22 protein-coding genes and 1 tRNA gene are annotated in these 12,536 nt (G+C 42.9%); 13 read left to right on the top strand and 10 right to left on the bottom strand.

What is annotated here, in order from left to right; genetic code table 11:
* Positions 1–5: 5 nt before the first annotated feature.
* From BP688_RS09735 to BP688_RS09725, 3 genes are all read right to left on the bottom strand, one after another.
* The gene (locus BP688_RS09735) at positions 6–326 is read right to left on the bottom strand and encodes a hypothetical protein (protein WP_290596381.1); all 321 of its coding nucleotides are present in this window, start codon (positions 324–326) and stop codon (positions 6–8) included.
* Positions 308–496, bottom strand: coding sequence for a hypothetical protein (locus BP688_RS09730; protein WP_290624048.1), 189 nt, complete (start codon positions 494–496; stop codon positions 308–310). Before BP688_RS09730 ends, BP688_RS09735 begins: the two co-directional genes overlap by 19 nt.
* Positions 497–701: 205 nt before the next feature.
* A complete protein-coding gene (locus BP688_RS09725) occupies positions 702–884 on the bottom strand; it encodes a hypothetical protein (protein ID WP_290596379.1) in 183 nt (60 codons plus the stop codon).
* 132 nt (positions 885–1,016) lie between these two features.
* Here BP688_RS09725 and BP688_RS09720 point away from each other — a divergent pair, with 132 nt between their 5' ends.
* The 3 genes from BP688_RS09720 to BP688_RS09710 are packed head-to-tail and all read left to right on the top strand — an operon-like array spanning position 1,017 to position 1,762.
* A complete protein-coding gene (locus tag BP688_RS09720; protein ID WP_290596378.1) occupies positions 1,017–1,298 on the top strand; it encodes a winged helix-turn-helix transcriptional regulator in 282 nt (93 codons plus the stop codon).
* A 32-nt stretch (positions 1,299–1,330) separates the two neighbouring features.
* Entirely contained in the window at positions 1,331–1,540 is a 210-nt protein-coding gene (locus BP688_RS09715; protein WP_290596377.1) for a type II toxin-antitoxin system HicB family antitoxin, read from the top strand.
* Positions 1,541–1,762, top strand: a complete 222-nt coding sequence (locus BP688_RS09710; RefSeq protein ID WP_290596376.1) for a type II toxin-antitoxin system HicA family toxin — start codon at positions 1,541–1,543, stop codon at positions 1,760–1,762.
* Between the two features lie 5 nt (positions 1,763–1,767).
* On the opposite strand, the gene BP688_RS09705 is transcribed toward BP688_RS09710, so the two are convergent.
* Entirely contained in the window at positions 1,768–1,947 is a 180-nt protein-coding gene (locus BP688_RS09705; RefSeq protein WP_290596375.1) for a hypothetical protein, read from the bottom strand.
* 139 nt (positions 1,948–2,086) lie between these two features.
* On the opposite strand from BP688_RS09705, the gene BP688_RS09700 reads away from it, so the two are divergent.
* From BP688_RS09700 to BP688_RS09690, 3 genes are read left to right on the top strand one after another with little or no spacing between them, the layout of a single operon-like run.
* Positions 2,087–2,368 carry a hypothetical protein gene (locus BP688_RS09700; RefSeq protein WP_290596374.1) on the top strand — a complete coding sequence of 94 codons (282 nt, stop codon included), beginning with the start codon at positions 2,087–2,089 and terminating at the stop codon, positions 2,366–2,368.
* Positions 2,369–2,401: 33 nt separating this feature from the next.
* Positions 2,402–2,575 carry a hypothetical protein gene (locus BP688_RS09695; protein ID WP_290596373.1) on the top strand — a complete coding sequence of 58 codons (174 nt, stop codon included), beginning with the start codon at positions 2,402–2,404 and terminating at the stop codon, positions 2,573–2,575.
* The gene (locus BP688_RS09690; RefSeq protein ID WP_290596372.1) at positions 2,572–2,829 is read left to right on the top strand and encodes a type II toxin-antitoxin system RelE family toxin; all 258 of its coding nucleotides are present in this window, start codon (positions 2,572–2,574) and stop codon (positions 2,827–2,829) included. Before BP688_RS09695 ends, BP688_RS09690 begins: the two co-directional genes overlap by 4 nt.
* Before the next feature lie 5 nt (positions 2,830–2,834).
* On the opposite strand, the gene BP688_RS09685 is transcribed toward BP688_RS09690, so the two are convergent.
* Positions 2,835–2,990 carry a hypothetical protein gene (locus BP688_RS09685; RefSeq protein ID WP_290596371.1) on the bottom strand — a complete coding sequence of 52 codons (156 nt, stop codon included), beginning with the start codon at positions 2,988–2,990 and terminating at the stop codon, positions 2,835–2,837.
* 131 nt (positions 2,991–3,121) lie between these two features.
* On the opposite strand from BP688_RS09685, the gene BP688_RS09680 reads away from it, so the two are divergent.
* The 4 genes from BP688_RS09680 to BP688_RS09665 all read left to right on the top strand — a co-directional run bounded on the left by BP688_RS09680 (position 3,122) and on the right by BP688_RS09665 (position 6,399).
* Positions 3,122–3,472, top strand: a complete 351-nt coding sequence (locus tag BP688_RS09680) for a winged helix-turn-helix transcriptional regulator (RefSeq protein ID WP_290596370.1) — start codon at positions 3,122–3,124, stop codon at positions 3,470–3,472.
* Between the two features lie 22 nt (positions 3,473–3,494).
* The gene (locus BP688_RS09675) at positions 3,495–4,301 is read left to right on the top strand and encodes a DUF3800 domain-containing protein (RefSeq protein ID WP_290624049.1); all 807 of its coding nucleotides are present in this window, start codon (positions 3,495–3,497) and stop codon (positions 4,299–4,301) included.
* A gap of 297 nt (positions 4,302–4,598) precedes the next feature.
* A complete protein-coding gene (locus BP688_RS09670; RefSeq protein ID WP_290596368.1) occupies positions 4,599–4,946 on the top strand; it encodes a winged helix-turn-helix transcriptional regulator in 348 nt (115 codons plus the stop codon).
* Between the two features lie 22 nt (positions 4,947–4,968).
* Positions 4,969–6,399 carry a pentapeptide repeat-containing protein gene (locus BP688_RS09665; protein ID WP_290596367.1) on the top strand — a complete coding sequence of 477 codons (1,431 nt, stop codon included), beginning with the start codon at positions 4,969–4,971 and terminating at the stop codon, positions 6,397–6,399.
* Positions 6,400–6,441: 42 nt separating this feature from the next.
* Here BP688_RS09665 and BP688_RS09660 read toward each other — a convergent pair whose 3' ends face one another.
* From BP688_RS09660 to BP688_RS09645, 4 genes are all read right to left on the bottom strand, one after another.
* Positions 6,442–6,618, bottom strand: coding sequence for a DUF2283 domain-containing protein (locus tag BP688_RS09660; RefSeq protein WP_290596366.1), 177 nt, complete (start codon positions 6,616–6,618; stop codon positions 6,442–6,444).
* A gap of 33 nt (positions 6,619–6,651) precedes the next feature.
* Positions 6,652–6,724 (bottom strand) — tRNA-Gln (locus BP688_RS09655).
* Positions 6,725–6,779: 55 nt separating this feature from the next.
* Positions 6,780–7,397 carry a ribonuclease HII gene (rnhB, locus tag BP688_RS09650; RefSeq protein WP_290596365.1) on the bottom strand — a complete coding sequence of 206 codons (618 nt, stop codon included), beginning with the start codon at positions 7,395–7,397 and terminating at the stop codon, positions 6,780–6,782.
* The gene (locus BP688_RS09645) at positions 7,397–8,695 is read right to left on the bottom strand and encodes a signal recognition particle protein Srp54 (RefSeq protein ID WP_290596364.1); all 1,299 of its coding nucleotides are present in this window, start codon (positions 8,693–8,695) and stop codon (positions 7,397–7,399) included. The genes rnhB and BP688_RS09645 overlap by 1 nt, the downstream gene beginning before the upstream one ends.
* A gap of 71 nt (positions 8,696–8,766) precedes the next feature.
* Here BP688_RS09645 and BP688_RS09640 point away from each other — a divergent pair, with 71 nt between their 5' ends.
* From BP688_RS09640 to BP688_RS09630, 3 genes are read left to right on the top strand one after another with little or no spacing between them, the layout of a single operon-like run.
* Positions 8,767–10,434: an ATP-dependent DNA ligase gene (locus BP688_RS09640; protein ID WP_290596363.1), complete on the top strand. Its 1,668-nt coding sequence runs from the start codon at positions 8,767–8,769 to the stop codon at positions 10,432–10,434.
* Complete coding sequence (locus BP688_RS09635; protein ID WP_290596362.1) at positions 10,431–10,982, top strand: stage II sporulation protein M; 552 nt, start codon at positions 10,431–10,433, stop codon at positions 10,980–10,982. Before BP688_RS09640 ends, BP688_RS09635 begins: the two co-directional genes overlap by 4 nt.
* Complete coding sequence (locus BP688_RS09630) at positions 10,979–11,812, top strand: D-aminoacyl-tRNA deacylase (protein ID WP_290596361.1); 834 nt, start codon at positions 10,979–10,981, stop codon at positions 11,810–11,812. Before BP688_RS09635 ends, BP688_RS09630 begins: the two co-directional genes overlap by 4 nt.
* Here BP688_RS09630 and BP688_RS09625 read toward each other — a convergent pair.
* The gene (locus BP688_RS09625) at positions 11,809–12,468 is read right to left on the bottom strand and encodes a TIGR00266 family protein (RefSeq protein ID WP_290596360.1); all 660 of its coding nucleotides are present in this window, start codon (positions 12,466–12,468) and stop codon (positions 11,809–11,811) included. The two genes, BP688_RS09630 and BP688_RS09625, sit on opposite strands and share 4 nt — an antisense overlap.
* Between the last annotated feature and the right edge of the window lie 68 nt (positions 12,469–12,536).

Genomic DNA, 12,536 nt, shown 5'->3' with positions numbered 1-12,536 from the left:
CCACCTCAAAAGAAGGTCAAGATAAGTATGCTTCCAATAAGCCAAAATGCGAGAACTGTGCTGGAAATGATTTTCCTGGCATTGTAAAAAAACCCCAGCTCCTGTAAACTGAGCCTTATCCCGTTCATTCCATGAAACAGTGCAATTATAAAGAAGATTTTATAGTAGTTATAACCGAGTAAGAGAGATACGTTGAAAGCATAGAGATGCAGAAGCAAAAGTGCAACCATCATCAGCCCTGTAAGCCTGTGAACTGCGAAAAGTATACCGCTGTAGTAATTTTTATCACCGATCTGGAACCATGACCTCAGAGATGATACTTGCATGGTCTGTGGTCTGACCCCTGAAATAAATAGGTTTCGAATGGTAACGGTGCTATATCCTTCGCAGGTACGACGAACATTACCGTTGTTTTGAGGACAACCTGCCGTTCGTCGCCCCCTCTTTTTTGGTCTACCTTTTCCACACCGCCCCTGAACTCAAGGTAGGTCGTCAAAATTCTCCAGCACCTCATTTTTGAAATTCCAAATCATCATTCTGGGTCTTTGCCACAATAAAAACTTAGTGAAGGTCATTGGCTTTATAAGATTGCGCAACCCTCCACTCAGCCTCAACCAGCCCTCTTAACCTCTGAAGCCTCTCACTCCTTGGCAAAGCTTTAAGCTGCTCCTTCAGCTCCTCAAGTGTTATCTACTGCATCTTCAACCCTCCACCACACCAGCCCATCCCTTGCTGTTCCGCACGCCGAGCAAGCTCTTTCTCTTCAGGTCTTCTCTGACAAGCTGCCGTATGTACTTGTTCAAATCGTTTCTGTATCCTTCCATTGCTGCTGCTTCAACCGTTGTAGTTTCCCATTCCTCAGGGAAAGTTATCCACAACCTCATTTTCGTCACACACCTTTTAGCAAACTGTATATCCAATAAAGAATACTATCTTTATAAGGTTTTCGCAATTGCATACTTACTTTGCATTTTAGCAAACTACCAACTAAATATACAATCTGGAAAACAAAAACTGTGCTCGACGTCAATAAACTGATAATCCGCAGAATCGCCAAAAAGCCGAATCTTCTTATTCTGTTCTCTCTGAAGTCCGGCCCGAAAAAATGGAGTGATTTTGAAAAGCTCATGAATAAGAAATACGTGCACCAAGGTCTGAGAGAACTCGCCGAACTCGGACTTGTTAAGCCAGTAGTTATTGAGGATTCGCCTATAGGTTCCAAAGCATACGTCCTCACAGACTTCGGCCGCTTTGTCTTGGAAAAGCTGGAGGAGATTGAGAAGTACAACCAGCAGTAACTCTTTTCTATAACATCAACCAACAGAGTACCATGAAGTTCAAGGTCATCATTCAGGAGGCTGAGGAGGGTGGCTACATTGTCAGCTGCCCAGCTTTGCCGGGTTGCCATTCTCAGGGTGAAACCATTGAGGAAGCTTTGGAGAACATCAAAGAAGCCATCATCGGCTGCCTCGAATCTCTGGCTGAGGAAAGGATGAAGCATCTCAAAGAGAAGGGCAGGATTGTTGAAGTCGTGGTCTGAATGGCTAAACTTCCTGTCATTTCCGGCGAGAAGGCAGTTAAGGCTTTCGTTAAAGCTGGCTGGCGGGTTGACAGGGTTGTTGGCAGCCATGTTATTTTGCGTAAAGAGGGTTCGCCTGTCACGCTGTCCGTTCCGCTGCATAGGGAGCTGAAGAAGGGGTTGCTGAGGGCTCTTATAAGGGATGCTGATATGACAGTTGAGGAGTTTTTGAAGTATTTGTAGCATCTTCAACCCTCCACCACACCAGCCCATCCCTTGCTGTTCCGCACGCCGAGCAAGCTCTTTCTCTTCAGGTCTTCTCTGACTAAGTCTTGAATGTATGCTGAAACCGTGTCCCAGCCCTCTATGCGCATCGCCTTCCTTATCAGCTCCTCCCACATCTCCGGCACATCCGAACAGACTTTCATGTTCTGACCTCCAAACTTTGTATCTAATATCATACACATGTATTTAAATGTTTCTGATACGTTACTTTGTTTGTATTCAATTACAAAATCACAATTCTCAACCCAAAACAAATGTATCTTTGCTCGAACAGAGGATTTAATGTCAAACTTAGAGAACATACTTGCATCGCTCGGCAAAGCAAAAGGTCTGGTTTTGTTTCGCTCACTTAAGGAGCCAAAGACTTGGATAGAGCTTGAAAAAATTGCAAAAGGTGACAAGAACTCCGTAAGTCGGAGAATCGATGAATTCATTAAGCTCGGTCTCGTAAAGCCGATCCTCCTCGAAGACTCCCCAAAAGGCTCCAAGGCGTATGTCCTCACAGACTTCGGCAGATTCGTTTTAGAGAAGCTGGAGGAGATTGAGGAATACTCGAAGAGGTAACCTTTATCAACTTCCTTTAGCAGATTATCAAATATGCAAGAGAATGCCATTCTCGAACATCTGCAGAGAATCGAGAAGCAACTGGAGATAATCAACAGCAAGCTGGACAACTTCATGGGCTTCGAGGAGCTCAGCGAGGAAGAACTGAAGGAACTCGACGACATCGAGGCTGAGATGGAAATGGGAGAGAAGTTCCCACTCGAATGACGTTCGAGATTTTTCTCAGCCGGCAGGCAAGGAAGTTCCTCGATAGGACTGACAAAGTGGCGAGAAGCAGAATCGTGGAGAAGTTCAAGCTCCTTGTTGAAAATCCTTTCGCTCTGCCGTATAAGAAAATCAAAGGTAGAGACGCTACTTACCGGATTGGTATTGGTGACTTCAGAGTTATCTACGCTGTTAGAGGTAAGGAGATCCGTATCCTGAGAATCGACAAGCGGGAGAGAATTTACGACCGACTGTAACATCCTCAACCCTCCACCACAACAGCCCCTTTCTCCTCCCTGCCGTTCTGCACGCCGAGCAGACCCTTGGCTTTCAGGTCGTTTTTGATTGGTTCTCTGATGTGTAGTCGGTCTCTTTTTCCCAGCCTTCCATTTTTACAAATTCTGGAACTCCTATCCATACTTTCATGTTTACCAACTCCTACTTTTTAGTTTATTCTTAGAAACCAATTTAAAAATGTTTCTATTTTCCAACCTTTAACCTTCTTTTTAGAAGGTAGAATATTATAAAGATGCTACTAACTTTTATTGAATGAAACCAGATTTCCGTCGCCTCATTGAAACTCTTGCAAAAAAAGGCGGGCTTGAGATACTCATGATGCTAAAAGACTCGCCCAAACGCTGGAGCTGGCTTGAACATCAGTTAAAGGACAAAAAATCCACAAGTTACCGAATAAAAGAACTTCTGGATCTCGGAATACTCGAAATAACAATAATCCATGATACTCCTACGGGCACAAAAGCCTACAAACTCTCTCCTCTTGGCGAGAAAATTGTTAAGCTCATTGAAGAAATGCAGAAGGAGTTTGAGAAGTGGCATTATCAGCCTGAATCGGATGAGGAGTTTTTAGAAAGAAAGATGAGTTTTAGAGAGGATGAATAAGAAAAGTTGAGGAGGGTCACAGATGTGGGTAGCCTACATCGACGAAAGTGGCAATCCTAATTTCAACAATGAGCAGGAGATATTTTACGCGGCTTCTGCGATAATTATACATGACTCACACATCACCGCCTTGAACCGTGAAATCGAAAAGATTAAGCGCAACATCCTCCCAAAAAAATACAGAAATCTCGAATTACACGCTAATGAGATCGTTCATGGAAATAAAAACTATAAAGGGCTGAAATTGGATAAACGAATTGAACTTATGGATGCACTTCATGATTACATAGGTAGCGATTCAAATATAACAATCATATCTGTTGTCATGGATAAAAAACGAATTAATGAGACGATTGACAGTCGCATTAATTTAAAAAAATCCATCGTAGCAGAAAAAACAAGAAAACAGTTATACAGATTGTTAATAGAACGTTTGGCGTGGTATATTACTAACAACGGACTTGAATGGATGCTTTTGATGATAGATGAATCCGGCCTATCCCACCAAAAAGGAACAACAAATGATTTAGAGAATGAAATAGTAAGAGGTGTATATGCAAGTACAATCCCAGGTTCAAAATACATCATTGTTCCCCCTCTCTTTGCTCCCTCGCATAAACATATCGGAATACAACTAGCAGATGTGGTCACATATACGATTTCAAAGTGGATTGCCAAAAAACGTTATGAAATTACTAAAAAATACTTTGATTTTGATAAATATTTTAGATGTATCATAAAACGATTAGATAAAGACAATAGTGGTCAATTTAAAGGGTATGGACTGAAATATTGGGATTCCCCAACTTATCTAAATTTAAAAATATAAAAAAGAGTACACAAGGTATAATAACATCCTCTGAGGGTGTCCCTGTGAGGGCGTGCCCGCCCTCCCCTAACACAAGTCTTAAGCTTTCTAATGTTGGGGTGTGTCCACCCTCATATCTATTGTATTCTATTGTATCCAATTTTTTGTATGACATATCCACTATATAAGCATTACTTCATGTTATATTTCTCAATCTAAAGTATGAAATTTCAAACCATTAAAGTTACGATTATCAAACTTTTGTTAGAAAAATCGTAGGTATTGCTTATATCAAAATAAAAACCATACTTTGGTCAAATGAATCCAACAAAACCCTCATTCAAAGAACTATTGAAAACTCTGGGATTAAAAGCGTCTTACGAAATACTAAATCTGCTCAAAAACGAGCCAAAACGCTGGAGTGAACTGGAAAAAGAAATTGGAGACAAACAAGCTCTAAGCTATCGTATAAGGGAACTCCTTAATCTCGGTATACTTGAAATAACAATAATCTACGATACACCAACAGGATCAAAAGCCTATCAGCTAAGCCCTCTCGGAAAGAAAATTCTGAAACACCTTGAAGAGATGCAGGAAGAGTTTGAGAAATATCATTACGCCCCTGAATCGGATGAGGAGTTCTTGAACTGGAAGGATGATTATTAAAATGGATAAGGGAGATGATTAAATGAGTTCCGAAACTGAAGGATTGTGTAAATACGGGCGTGAAAAAGAAGTCGAATACTTAGATAGTAGAACCAAAAAACCAGTAAGCTACAAATGTCCACATAAAGCTGTAAAGGACGGCTACTGCATCTTTCACCATCCCGCTTATTGGAAAGAAAATCCTGACGAGATTAGGAAGAAATTCTACAAAGAGGTAAGGAGCGCTGTTGATAAGGAAGAAAACGTTATCTGCATAGGATACAACTTACCTGAAATAAACATTAAGGAATTGAACATTTCAAAATTTGGATTTGCAAATTTTTCGTATTGTAAATTTTTTCAGAATGCAAACTTCAGCGAGGCCGAATTTGAGGATGCAAGGTTTGCTATGGCTGAATTTAGTCGAGATTCAAATTTTTGGAGGGCTAAATTTAATCAGGATGCTTATTTCTTTGGAGCTAAATTTTATCGAAATGCATACTTTGGAGAGTCTGAATTCCATCAGAATGCATATTTCTCTGAAGTCGAATTCAATCAGGGTGCATATTTTATAGAATCTTGCTTTCATAAAGATGCAGACTTTGCTGGAGCTTACTTTCATAGAGATGCAAATTTTGGAGGAGCCAAATTCCAAAAAGCAGACTTTGAAAATGCCTACTTTCGGAATGCAGAATTCAATGAGGTAGAGATACAATGTGCCGACTTCTCACGTTCCATTTTTGAAGATACTTCTGTTTTTAAGAATGTAAGTGACGAATTTAGGTACAATCCAGAAATCGAGTCCATGCTCCTTTTCCATCTCGTAACCTTCAAAAACCCGCAGAATGTAACTTTTATCCACTTCCCACTTTCCAGTCTCTCTTTTCTCATGACCGATGTCTCCAATATCCTGATTATATGCGATCCGAAGGAAATAAAGAAGAAGGGGATTCTTAGCGAGCGTTTGCTGAAAGAAATGGAACAGAAGGGCAAATCTGGAATCAATAACGAATACGTAAAAGTAGCTATTAATGCTCTCAAGCCACATTTGAGTAAAGAAACTGTCCTTGCCGAATACAGGAACATCCGAAAATCCTTCGAAAAGAATAGAACCTTCGCTGAAGCTTCAGAGCTTTTCATCAGAGAGATGAGAATGCTCAGAGAGAATCTAAGTTTCCCCGAGAAGATCGTGCACTGGGCTTACGATGGAATATCGAGGTACGGAGAATCCTTCCTAAGACCCCTTATGATACTTGTCGGGTCGATTTTCACGCTACCCATCACCGCAAGTCTCCTTAGCGGAGTGCCAGCTTTCGAGAACTACTGGTCTAATGTTGAGGCCACCGCAAGGCTGTTCTTCCAGCTCCCGGTGGAACACGGATACGGTATGTGGGAGATCGCGATTAGGCTACTGTCAATTATCCTTCTTGGTAACGTGTTTATAGCGTTCAGAAGAAGACTCGAAAGGAGATAGTAATTTCTAAACAGACTATGACCGGTTGAATTAATTGCAAAATCACCCTACCTGCTTCGCCGCCTTAATGAACTTCAAAATCTCCGGAATTACATATTTACGAGCCTGCCAGATTTCTATGCCTATCCCCCCATCTTTGTTGTATTCCACAAACACATCCTCTCCCAGCTCATCCATATCTTCAACATCCTCGTCCTTAATTGAGATGTAAAAACACACGTGTAGCCCTTTATATTAAACGTTTATGATTGATAGCCCCGCGGGGATTCGAACCCCGGTCGCGGGCTCCAAAGGCCCGCATGATTGACCGCTACACCACGGGGCTTTTTATTAAGTATGTTGGAAGGATAATAACGCTTTCGATTGTGTGGTTTTGCCTGCTAAAAGTCTTCAAGCGTTTGCTGCTTCAGGTTTGAGATTGTTTTCCACCTCCTCCTTACGCAGCTTGGCAGCTTTCCCTTTGTGATCCATCCCCTCAGAACTTCCCTTGTTCTTGGGTCACTTGCGTAACCACTTCCAAAATCCCCGAGCTTTTCCTTCAGTTCCTCTATCTCCTTTTCCCTCTCTACCTTGGCTATTATCGAGGCCGCAGCAACCAATGGATACTTCTCATCTGCCTTGTGCTCTGCCACGACTTTAACCGATGTCATTTTCTCAAGCTCTCTCGAAAGCCTCTCAGGAATTACGTCGGGACTGTCAACATACGCAACCTCAGGGCTTAGCTTCCTGATTATCGAAGCGTAACATTCCCTTAGGATTTCATTGATTGTCTTGTATCTCATCATCTCATCCAACTTCTCTGGCTGAACTTTAATGACCTCAACTTTCCCCATTTTACGTATCTCAGCAGCAAGCTCCTCTCTCCTTCTATGGGAAAGCCTTTTCGAATCTTTAACCCCGATTTCACCCAGTCTTTCCTCGCAATTGCACGCAACTCCCGCAACCACCAAAGGCCCTATCACACAGCCCTTTCCTGCCTCGTCTACTCCAGCTTTCATCAGAAACCCAGCTTCAAGCCCCTGATTGGTAACTTGTTCTTCTTCATCTTTTTCATCAGACTCTTCATTGTCTTGTAATACTTCAGTAACTCCTTTACTTCCTGTGGTGAAGTTCCACTGCCAATTGCAATCCTTTTTATCCTCGAAGAATCAATTATCTTCGGATTCAGCATTTCTTCCTCGGTCATTGAGTCCATAATCACCTTGAACCTCCTCATCTTGTCCTGTGTCATGTCCATAACATCATCGTCAACCTTCATACTCAATCCAAAGGGAAGCATCTCAAATATCTTCCTAACAGGTCCCATCTTGTTCATGGCCTCAATCTGCTTGTAAATGTCCTTCAGCGTAAAGGTTCCCTTCAAAAACGCTTCTGGGTCAAGCTCCTCTTCACTCGCTATCCTCTCTATCTTCTCCATCAGAGCTTTTATGTCTCCCATGCCGAGCAGTCTTGACACAAAGCCTGCAGGATCGAATCTTTCAAAGTCTTCAACTTTTTCACCCGTTCCTATGAAGGCTATCGGAATGCCAATCTGCCTTGCCGCAGACAAAGCTCCTCCACCCTTTGCAGTTCCGTCAAACTTTGTAATGACGATCGCATCAATCCCGATAGCATTGTGGAACGCCTCAGCTTGCTTGCTCGCAAGTTGCCCAATTGCGGCATCCAGAACCAGAAACTTGTAGTCAGGGTTCACAACCTTTGCAATGTTGATCATCTCTTCAATCAGTTCATCTTCCAAAGCGTGTCTTCCGGCAGTATCTATAATAATCATATCATAGTCCTCAAGCTGCTTAATTGCGTTCTTGGCAATCTTCACCGCATCTTTCTCATCCTTTTCACCGTAAAAGGCTATCCCATACTCCTCGGCAAGCTGCTTCAACTGCTCGTAGGCTGCTGGTCTCCACGTATCTGCAGCAACGACAGCAGTCTTCATACCCTTATCCTTGAAATACTTGGCAATCTTCGCCGTTGTGGTGGTTTTACCGCTCCCCTGCAGTCCGACAAGCATAATTTTTGCTTTTTTTAGCGGAATCTCAAGTCCCTCTCCAACACCCTTCAGCAACTCTTCGTAAACGATCTTCAGGATTTGCTCCTTTGCGTTCAAGGCGGGCAACACATCCTCGCTTAACGCTCTCTTCTTTATCGCGTCGCTGATCTCTTTTACCTGTCTCACATTGACGTCAGCCTTAATCAGGGCTCTCTGAATCTCTCTAACCATCTCCTCAACAAACTTCTTATCTATGCTCGACGATCCAGCTATTTTCCTCGCAATATCTTTGAGTGCTTCAAGAGCCATCGTAAGAATTAGAGGGGGGAAGTTTAAAAGGTTGGCGATAAAATTTAATTAATTGCCAACGTCTATTATTTATGCTCTTCAGAGAATTTGCCGAATTCTGCGAAAGGCTTGAAAAAATCTCCTCAACTCTTGAGCTTGCAGCAAGAATAGCTGAACTTCTAAAGAAGATTGAGGATGAAAAAGACCTTTACGATGTTGTCCTTTTCATTCTGGGTAAAGTCTATCCTCCTTGGGATGAGAGAGAACTTGGAGTGGGTGTGGGCTTGATTTATGAAGCTCTGGAAAACGTGAGTGGGGTTAAGAAGGCGAAGATCGAAGAGATGATTAGGGAACTCGGTGATCTTGGGCTTGCTGCAGAAAAATTGATAGAGAAAAAGAAGATGGCAACCCTTGCCTTTGAGGAGCTTACCATAAGAAAGGTGAGGGATACTTTTGATGAAATGTCCTCTTTGACAGGCGAAGGCAGCAGGAAAAGGAAGATAATGCTTCTTACAGGTCTTTACGGTTTGGCGTCTCCTATGGAGGCAAAGTATCTAACAAGACTGATTCTTAGCGAGATGAGACTTGGGGTGGGAGAAGGGATAATGAGGGATGCAATCGCAAGAGCTTTCGGTGCGGATTCTGAAATTGTGGAGAGAGCATACATGATAACCAACGATCTTGGAAAGGTTGCAGTTGTAGCCAAAAATGAAGGAGAAAAGGGTCTGAAAAATATGAGTGTTCAGATACACGTTCCGGTGAGGATGATGCTTGCTCAGGTTGCCGAGGGTGTTAAGGAAGCATTAGACGAGATGAAGGTAGCTGCGGTTGAATGGAAGTTTGATGGTAGCAGGGTTCAGGTGCACTGGGATGGAAAGAAGGTTACGATATACTCCAGAAGACTCGAAAATGTTACAAACGCGCTCCCGGAGATGGTGGAGGAGATAAAGAAATGTATCAAGCCGAATGTCATACTGGACGGAGAAATAATTGCCGTGAAAGACGGCAGACCGATGCCCTTTCAACATGTGCTGAGAAGGTTCAGGAGAAAGCACGATGTGGGTAAGATGGTGGAGAAAATTCCGCTTGAAGTCCACTTTTTCGATGTTCTTTATAGCGAGGGAGAAGTTATTGACCTTCCGCTTAAAGAGAGAAGAAAAATACTCGAATCGGTGATTGAAGAGTCCGAGAAGATTAAGATTGCAGTACAAACCATCACCGATAACGTAAAGAAGGTGGAGACAATATACAGGCAGGCAGTAGATGCTGGTCATGAAGGGGTTATGATCAAGAACCCAAGCTCCCCATACGTTCCGGGGAAGAGGGGTAAGCACTGGCTGAAATTGAAGGCAGTAATGGAAACACTTGATCTGGTAGTTGTAGGAGGAGAATGGGGAGAGGGTAAGAGAAGTCATTGGTTGAGCTCCTTTGAACTTGCCTGCGTTGATACCACAACCGGGAGTCTGTTGAGAGTGGGGAAGGTGGCAACGGGATTTACCGAAGAGGATTTGGAGGAGATGACAGAATTATTTAAACCGCTGATAGTATCGCAGGAAGGCAAAAAAGTTGAGTTTATCCCAAAATACGTATTTGAGGTGGCGTATCAAGAAATTCAAAAGAGTCCAAAGTATGAGAGCGGATACGCTTTAAGATTTCCGAGGTTTATTAGGTTGAGGGATGACAAGGATGTTGATGAGGCTGACACAATCGAGAGAGTTGAGAACCTTTATAAAATGCAGTTCGAATTAAAGAAACAATGAGGGATTTCATAATCAGCGTCTCACTCGTCCTAACTCTGATATTTTTCATCTCCGCCTATGTAGGCTATACAGCCGCGCAGGAGAATCCGGGTATTGACGACACGCTGAGAAAGTTCTTCGAGGGTTTCAGAGACTATATGAGCAATCCTGTACTTCTTATGCTAATAATATTCGCTAATAATGCTGGAAAAGGGCTAATAGCTATGCTTGCCGGATTCTTTTTCGGTATATTTCCCGTTCTGTTCATAACTCTCAATGGGTACATCGTGGGTGTTGTTGTATCGCTCCGTCAGCCAGAGTGGGGAATTCAGAAGGTTTTGATGGCAATACTACCCCACGGAATACTTGAAATACCCGCGATAATAATAGCCTGCTCCTATGGAGTCTGGCTCGGATATAGATTTTATATATCCCTTTTTGCCGGAGAGGCGTTCAAACCCTATCTCATGCACGCCCTTAAAGTATACCTTAGGGTCATAGTTCCTATCTTGCTCATCGCAGCAGCAGTTGAAGCATTTATAACTCCAGTGCTAATCCCATCCCTATGAAGCTCATAGTGTGTAGCAGAAAAGACAAAGCGGGGATGAACATACGGGATGCTCTTCTCATGATGGAGAGCTTCGATGAAAGAAGCGAAGGAGATTACAAATTTTACATCTCAGAGGATTTTGCAATTGCCGAGATTGATGAAAGGCTTATTTACGCCGATCATATTGATCTGAAGCTCTCAAAACACATCAGTTTTAATGAAATCCTTTTCGCGTCGAGACACAGCAGCAAGGATGCCAGAAAAATTTTCACAGTTCATGTTTCAGGCAACATCGGTACGGCAGATTATGGGGGAAGACCATACAGCCTTGCAAAACCCTCTCCACACACGATGAAGAACTACGTTCTGGCTTTAAAGGAAAAGCTCGACAGAAAACCGGAATTCGAGTTCACACTTGAGGTCACACACCATGGCCCTTCTGAAATCTCAATTCCGTCTGCATTCTATGAAATTGGTTCAACAGAGGAGGAGTGGGAGGATGAAGAAGCTGCAACAGTTGTTGCAGAATCGCTTTTGGAGGCTATCAGAGATGAGAGGTGCGAGTGGAACATTGCTGTGGGGGTTGGTGGTACCCACTACGCTCCGAGACAGACTGAAATTATGCTCGAAACGACATTCACCTTTGGACACAACTTTGCAAAATACACCTTCGAGTATCTGAGCGCAGAATTTCTCGCAAAGGCTGTAGAATTGAGCGAGGCAAAACACATCGTTTTTGATGAAAAATCTGTAAATTCAAAAATAAAGAAAATGATAGGTGAAGCTGCAGAAATGACAGGAACAGAGGTCTTAAAGACTAAAAAAGTAAAGAGGGAGTTCCCGCTCTAATCCTTGGTTGGTATCAGAGAAGAGAGCCAGCCCACGTAGTCCGATATAGACCTCGTCTGAATCCAGACTTTACCACTACCGCTGAAGTCCGCAACAAGCCCCTCACCGCTTAGTAACGTTGTTTTAAGCCCACCAGCCCTCGAAATTTTGAAATTAAGCGTATCCTCAAAGGCAACGATATGACCAGTATCAACCCTCAGGCTTCCGTCAACCTGAATTTCCTCAATGCTTCCGAAGGATGAAAGAAACAGGTCTCCCATTCCCTCAAGTTTAAGCAGGAACAATCCTTCCCCGGCGAAAAAAGTCTTTGCCCCTCCCCACTTTGTATCAATGCTGATTTCAGGAGTTGAAGCCAAGAACGCACCGCTCTGGGCGAAAATTCTGCCTCTCAGAGGTATGTGAATTATGTCACCTTGATAGGGTGGTGCAAGACCTATTATCCCCTCTCCCTTGGAAACAAACCTGTTCAGAAATAGAGATTCCCCACCGAGTAGCGATCTCTTCAAACCACTGAGTAAGCCGCCTCTCATCTCGGTTTTTAACTCAACATTCTGCATGTAAACCATTGCCCCCGTTTCAGCGACGACCTCTTCTCCACTTCTGAGTTTTAGTTCGAGAAGGCTGTAACTTGGCCTGCCTATAATCCTGTGCTCCATATGTTAAGTGAGTTAAAAATTTTTAAATGTGTCGTAAGACAATCCATTCCATGAAACCCCTCATGGAA

It is taken from the genome of Archaeoglobus sp. UBA230, assembly GCA_002507545.1.
GTDB lineage: Archaea > Halobacteriota > Archaeoglobi > Archaeoglobales > Archaeoglobaceae > Archaeoglobus.
This window is presented reverse-complemented; position numbering and strand designations above follow the sequence as displayed.

Bases quoted from the DNA above. Each gene is read 5' to 3' on its own strand.
- BP688_RS09695 (WP_290596373.1), top strand. From the start codon at position 2,402: ATGCAAGAGAATGCCATTCTCGAACATCTGCAGAGAATCGAGAAGCAA.
- BP688_RS09725 (WP_290596379.1), bottom strand. From the start codon at position 884: ATGAGGTTGTGGATAACTTTCCCTGAGGAATGGGAAACTACAACGGTT.
- BP688_RS09715 (WP_290596377.1), top strand. From the start codon at position 1,331: ATGAAGTTCAAGGTCATCATTCAGGAGGCTGAGGAGGGTGGCTACATT.
- BP688_RS09735 (WP_290596381.1), bottom strand. From the start codon at position 326: ATGCAAGTATCATCTCTGAGGTCATGGTTCCAGATCGGTGATAAAAAT.
- BP688_RS09685 (WP_290596371.1), bottom strand. From the start codon at position 2,990: ATGGATAGGAGTTCCAGAATTTGTAAAAATGGAAGGCTGGGAAAAAGA.
- BP688_RS09670 (WP_290596368.1), top strand. From the start codon at position 4,599: ATGAATCCAACAAAACCCTCATTCAAAGAACTATTGAAAACTCTGGGA.
- BP688_RS09700 (WP_290596374.1), top strand. From the start codon at position 2,087: ATGTCAAACTTAGAGAACATACTTGCATCGCTCGGCAAAGCAAAAGGT.
- BP688_RS09710 (WP_290596376.1), top strand. From the start codon at position 1,541: ATGGCTAAACTTCCTGTCATTTCCGGCGAGAAGGCAGTTAAGGCTTTC.
- BP688_RS09645 (WP_290596364.1), bottom strand. From the start codon at position 8,695: ATGGCTCTTGAAGCACTCAAAGATATTGCGAGGAAAATAGCTGGATCG.
- BP688_RS09675 (WP_290624049.1), top strand. From the start codon at position 3,495: ATGTGGGTAGCCTACATCGACGAAAGTGGCAATCCTAATTTCAACAAT.
- BP688_RS09705 (WP_290596375.1), bottom strand. From the start codon at position 1,947: ATGAAAGTCTGTTCGGATGTGCCGGAGATGTGGGAGGAGCTGATAAGG.
- BP688_RS09630 (WP_290596361.1), top strand. From the start codon at position 10,979: ATGAAGCTCATAGTGTGTAGCAGAAAAGACAAAGCGGGGATGAACATA.
- BP688_RS09625 (WP_290596360.1), bottom strand. From the start codon at position 12,468: ATGGAGCACAGGATTATAGGCAGGCCAAGTTACAGCCTTCTCGAACTA.
- BP688_RS09680 (WP_290596370.1), top strand. From the start codon at position 3,122: ATGAAACCAGATTTCCGTCGCCTCATTGAAACTCTTGCAAAAAAAGGC.
- BP688_RS09640 (WP_290596363.1), top strand. From the start codon at position 8,767: ATGCTCTTCAGAGAATTTGCCGAATTCTGCGAAAGGCTTGAAAAAATC.
- rnhB (WP_290596365.1), bottom strand. From the start codon at position 7,397: ATGAAAGCTGGAGTAGACGAGGCAGGAAAGGGCTGTGTGATAGGGCCT.
- BP688_RS09635 (WP_290596362.1), top strand. From the start codon at position 10,431: ATGAGGGATTTCATAATCAGCGTCTCACTCGTCCTAACTCTGATATTT.
- BP688_RS09665 (WP_290596367.1), top strand. From the start codon at position 4,969: ATGAGTTCCGAAACTGAAGGATTGTGTAAATACGGGCGTGAAAAAGAA.
- BP688_RS09690 (WP_290596372.1), top strand. From the start codon at position 2,572: ATGACGTTCGAGATTTTTCTCAGCCGGCAGGCAAGGAAGTTCCTCGAT.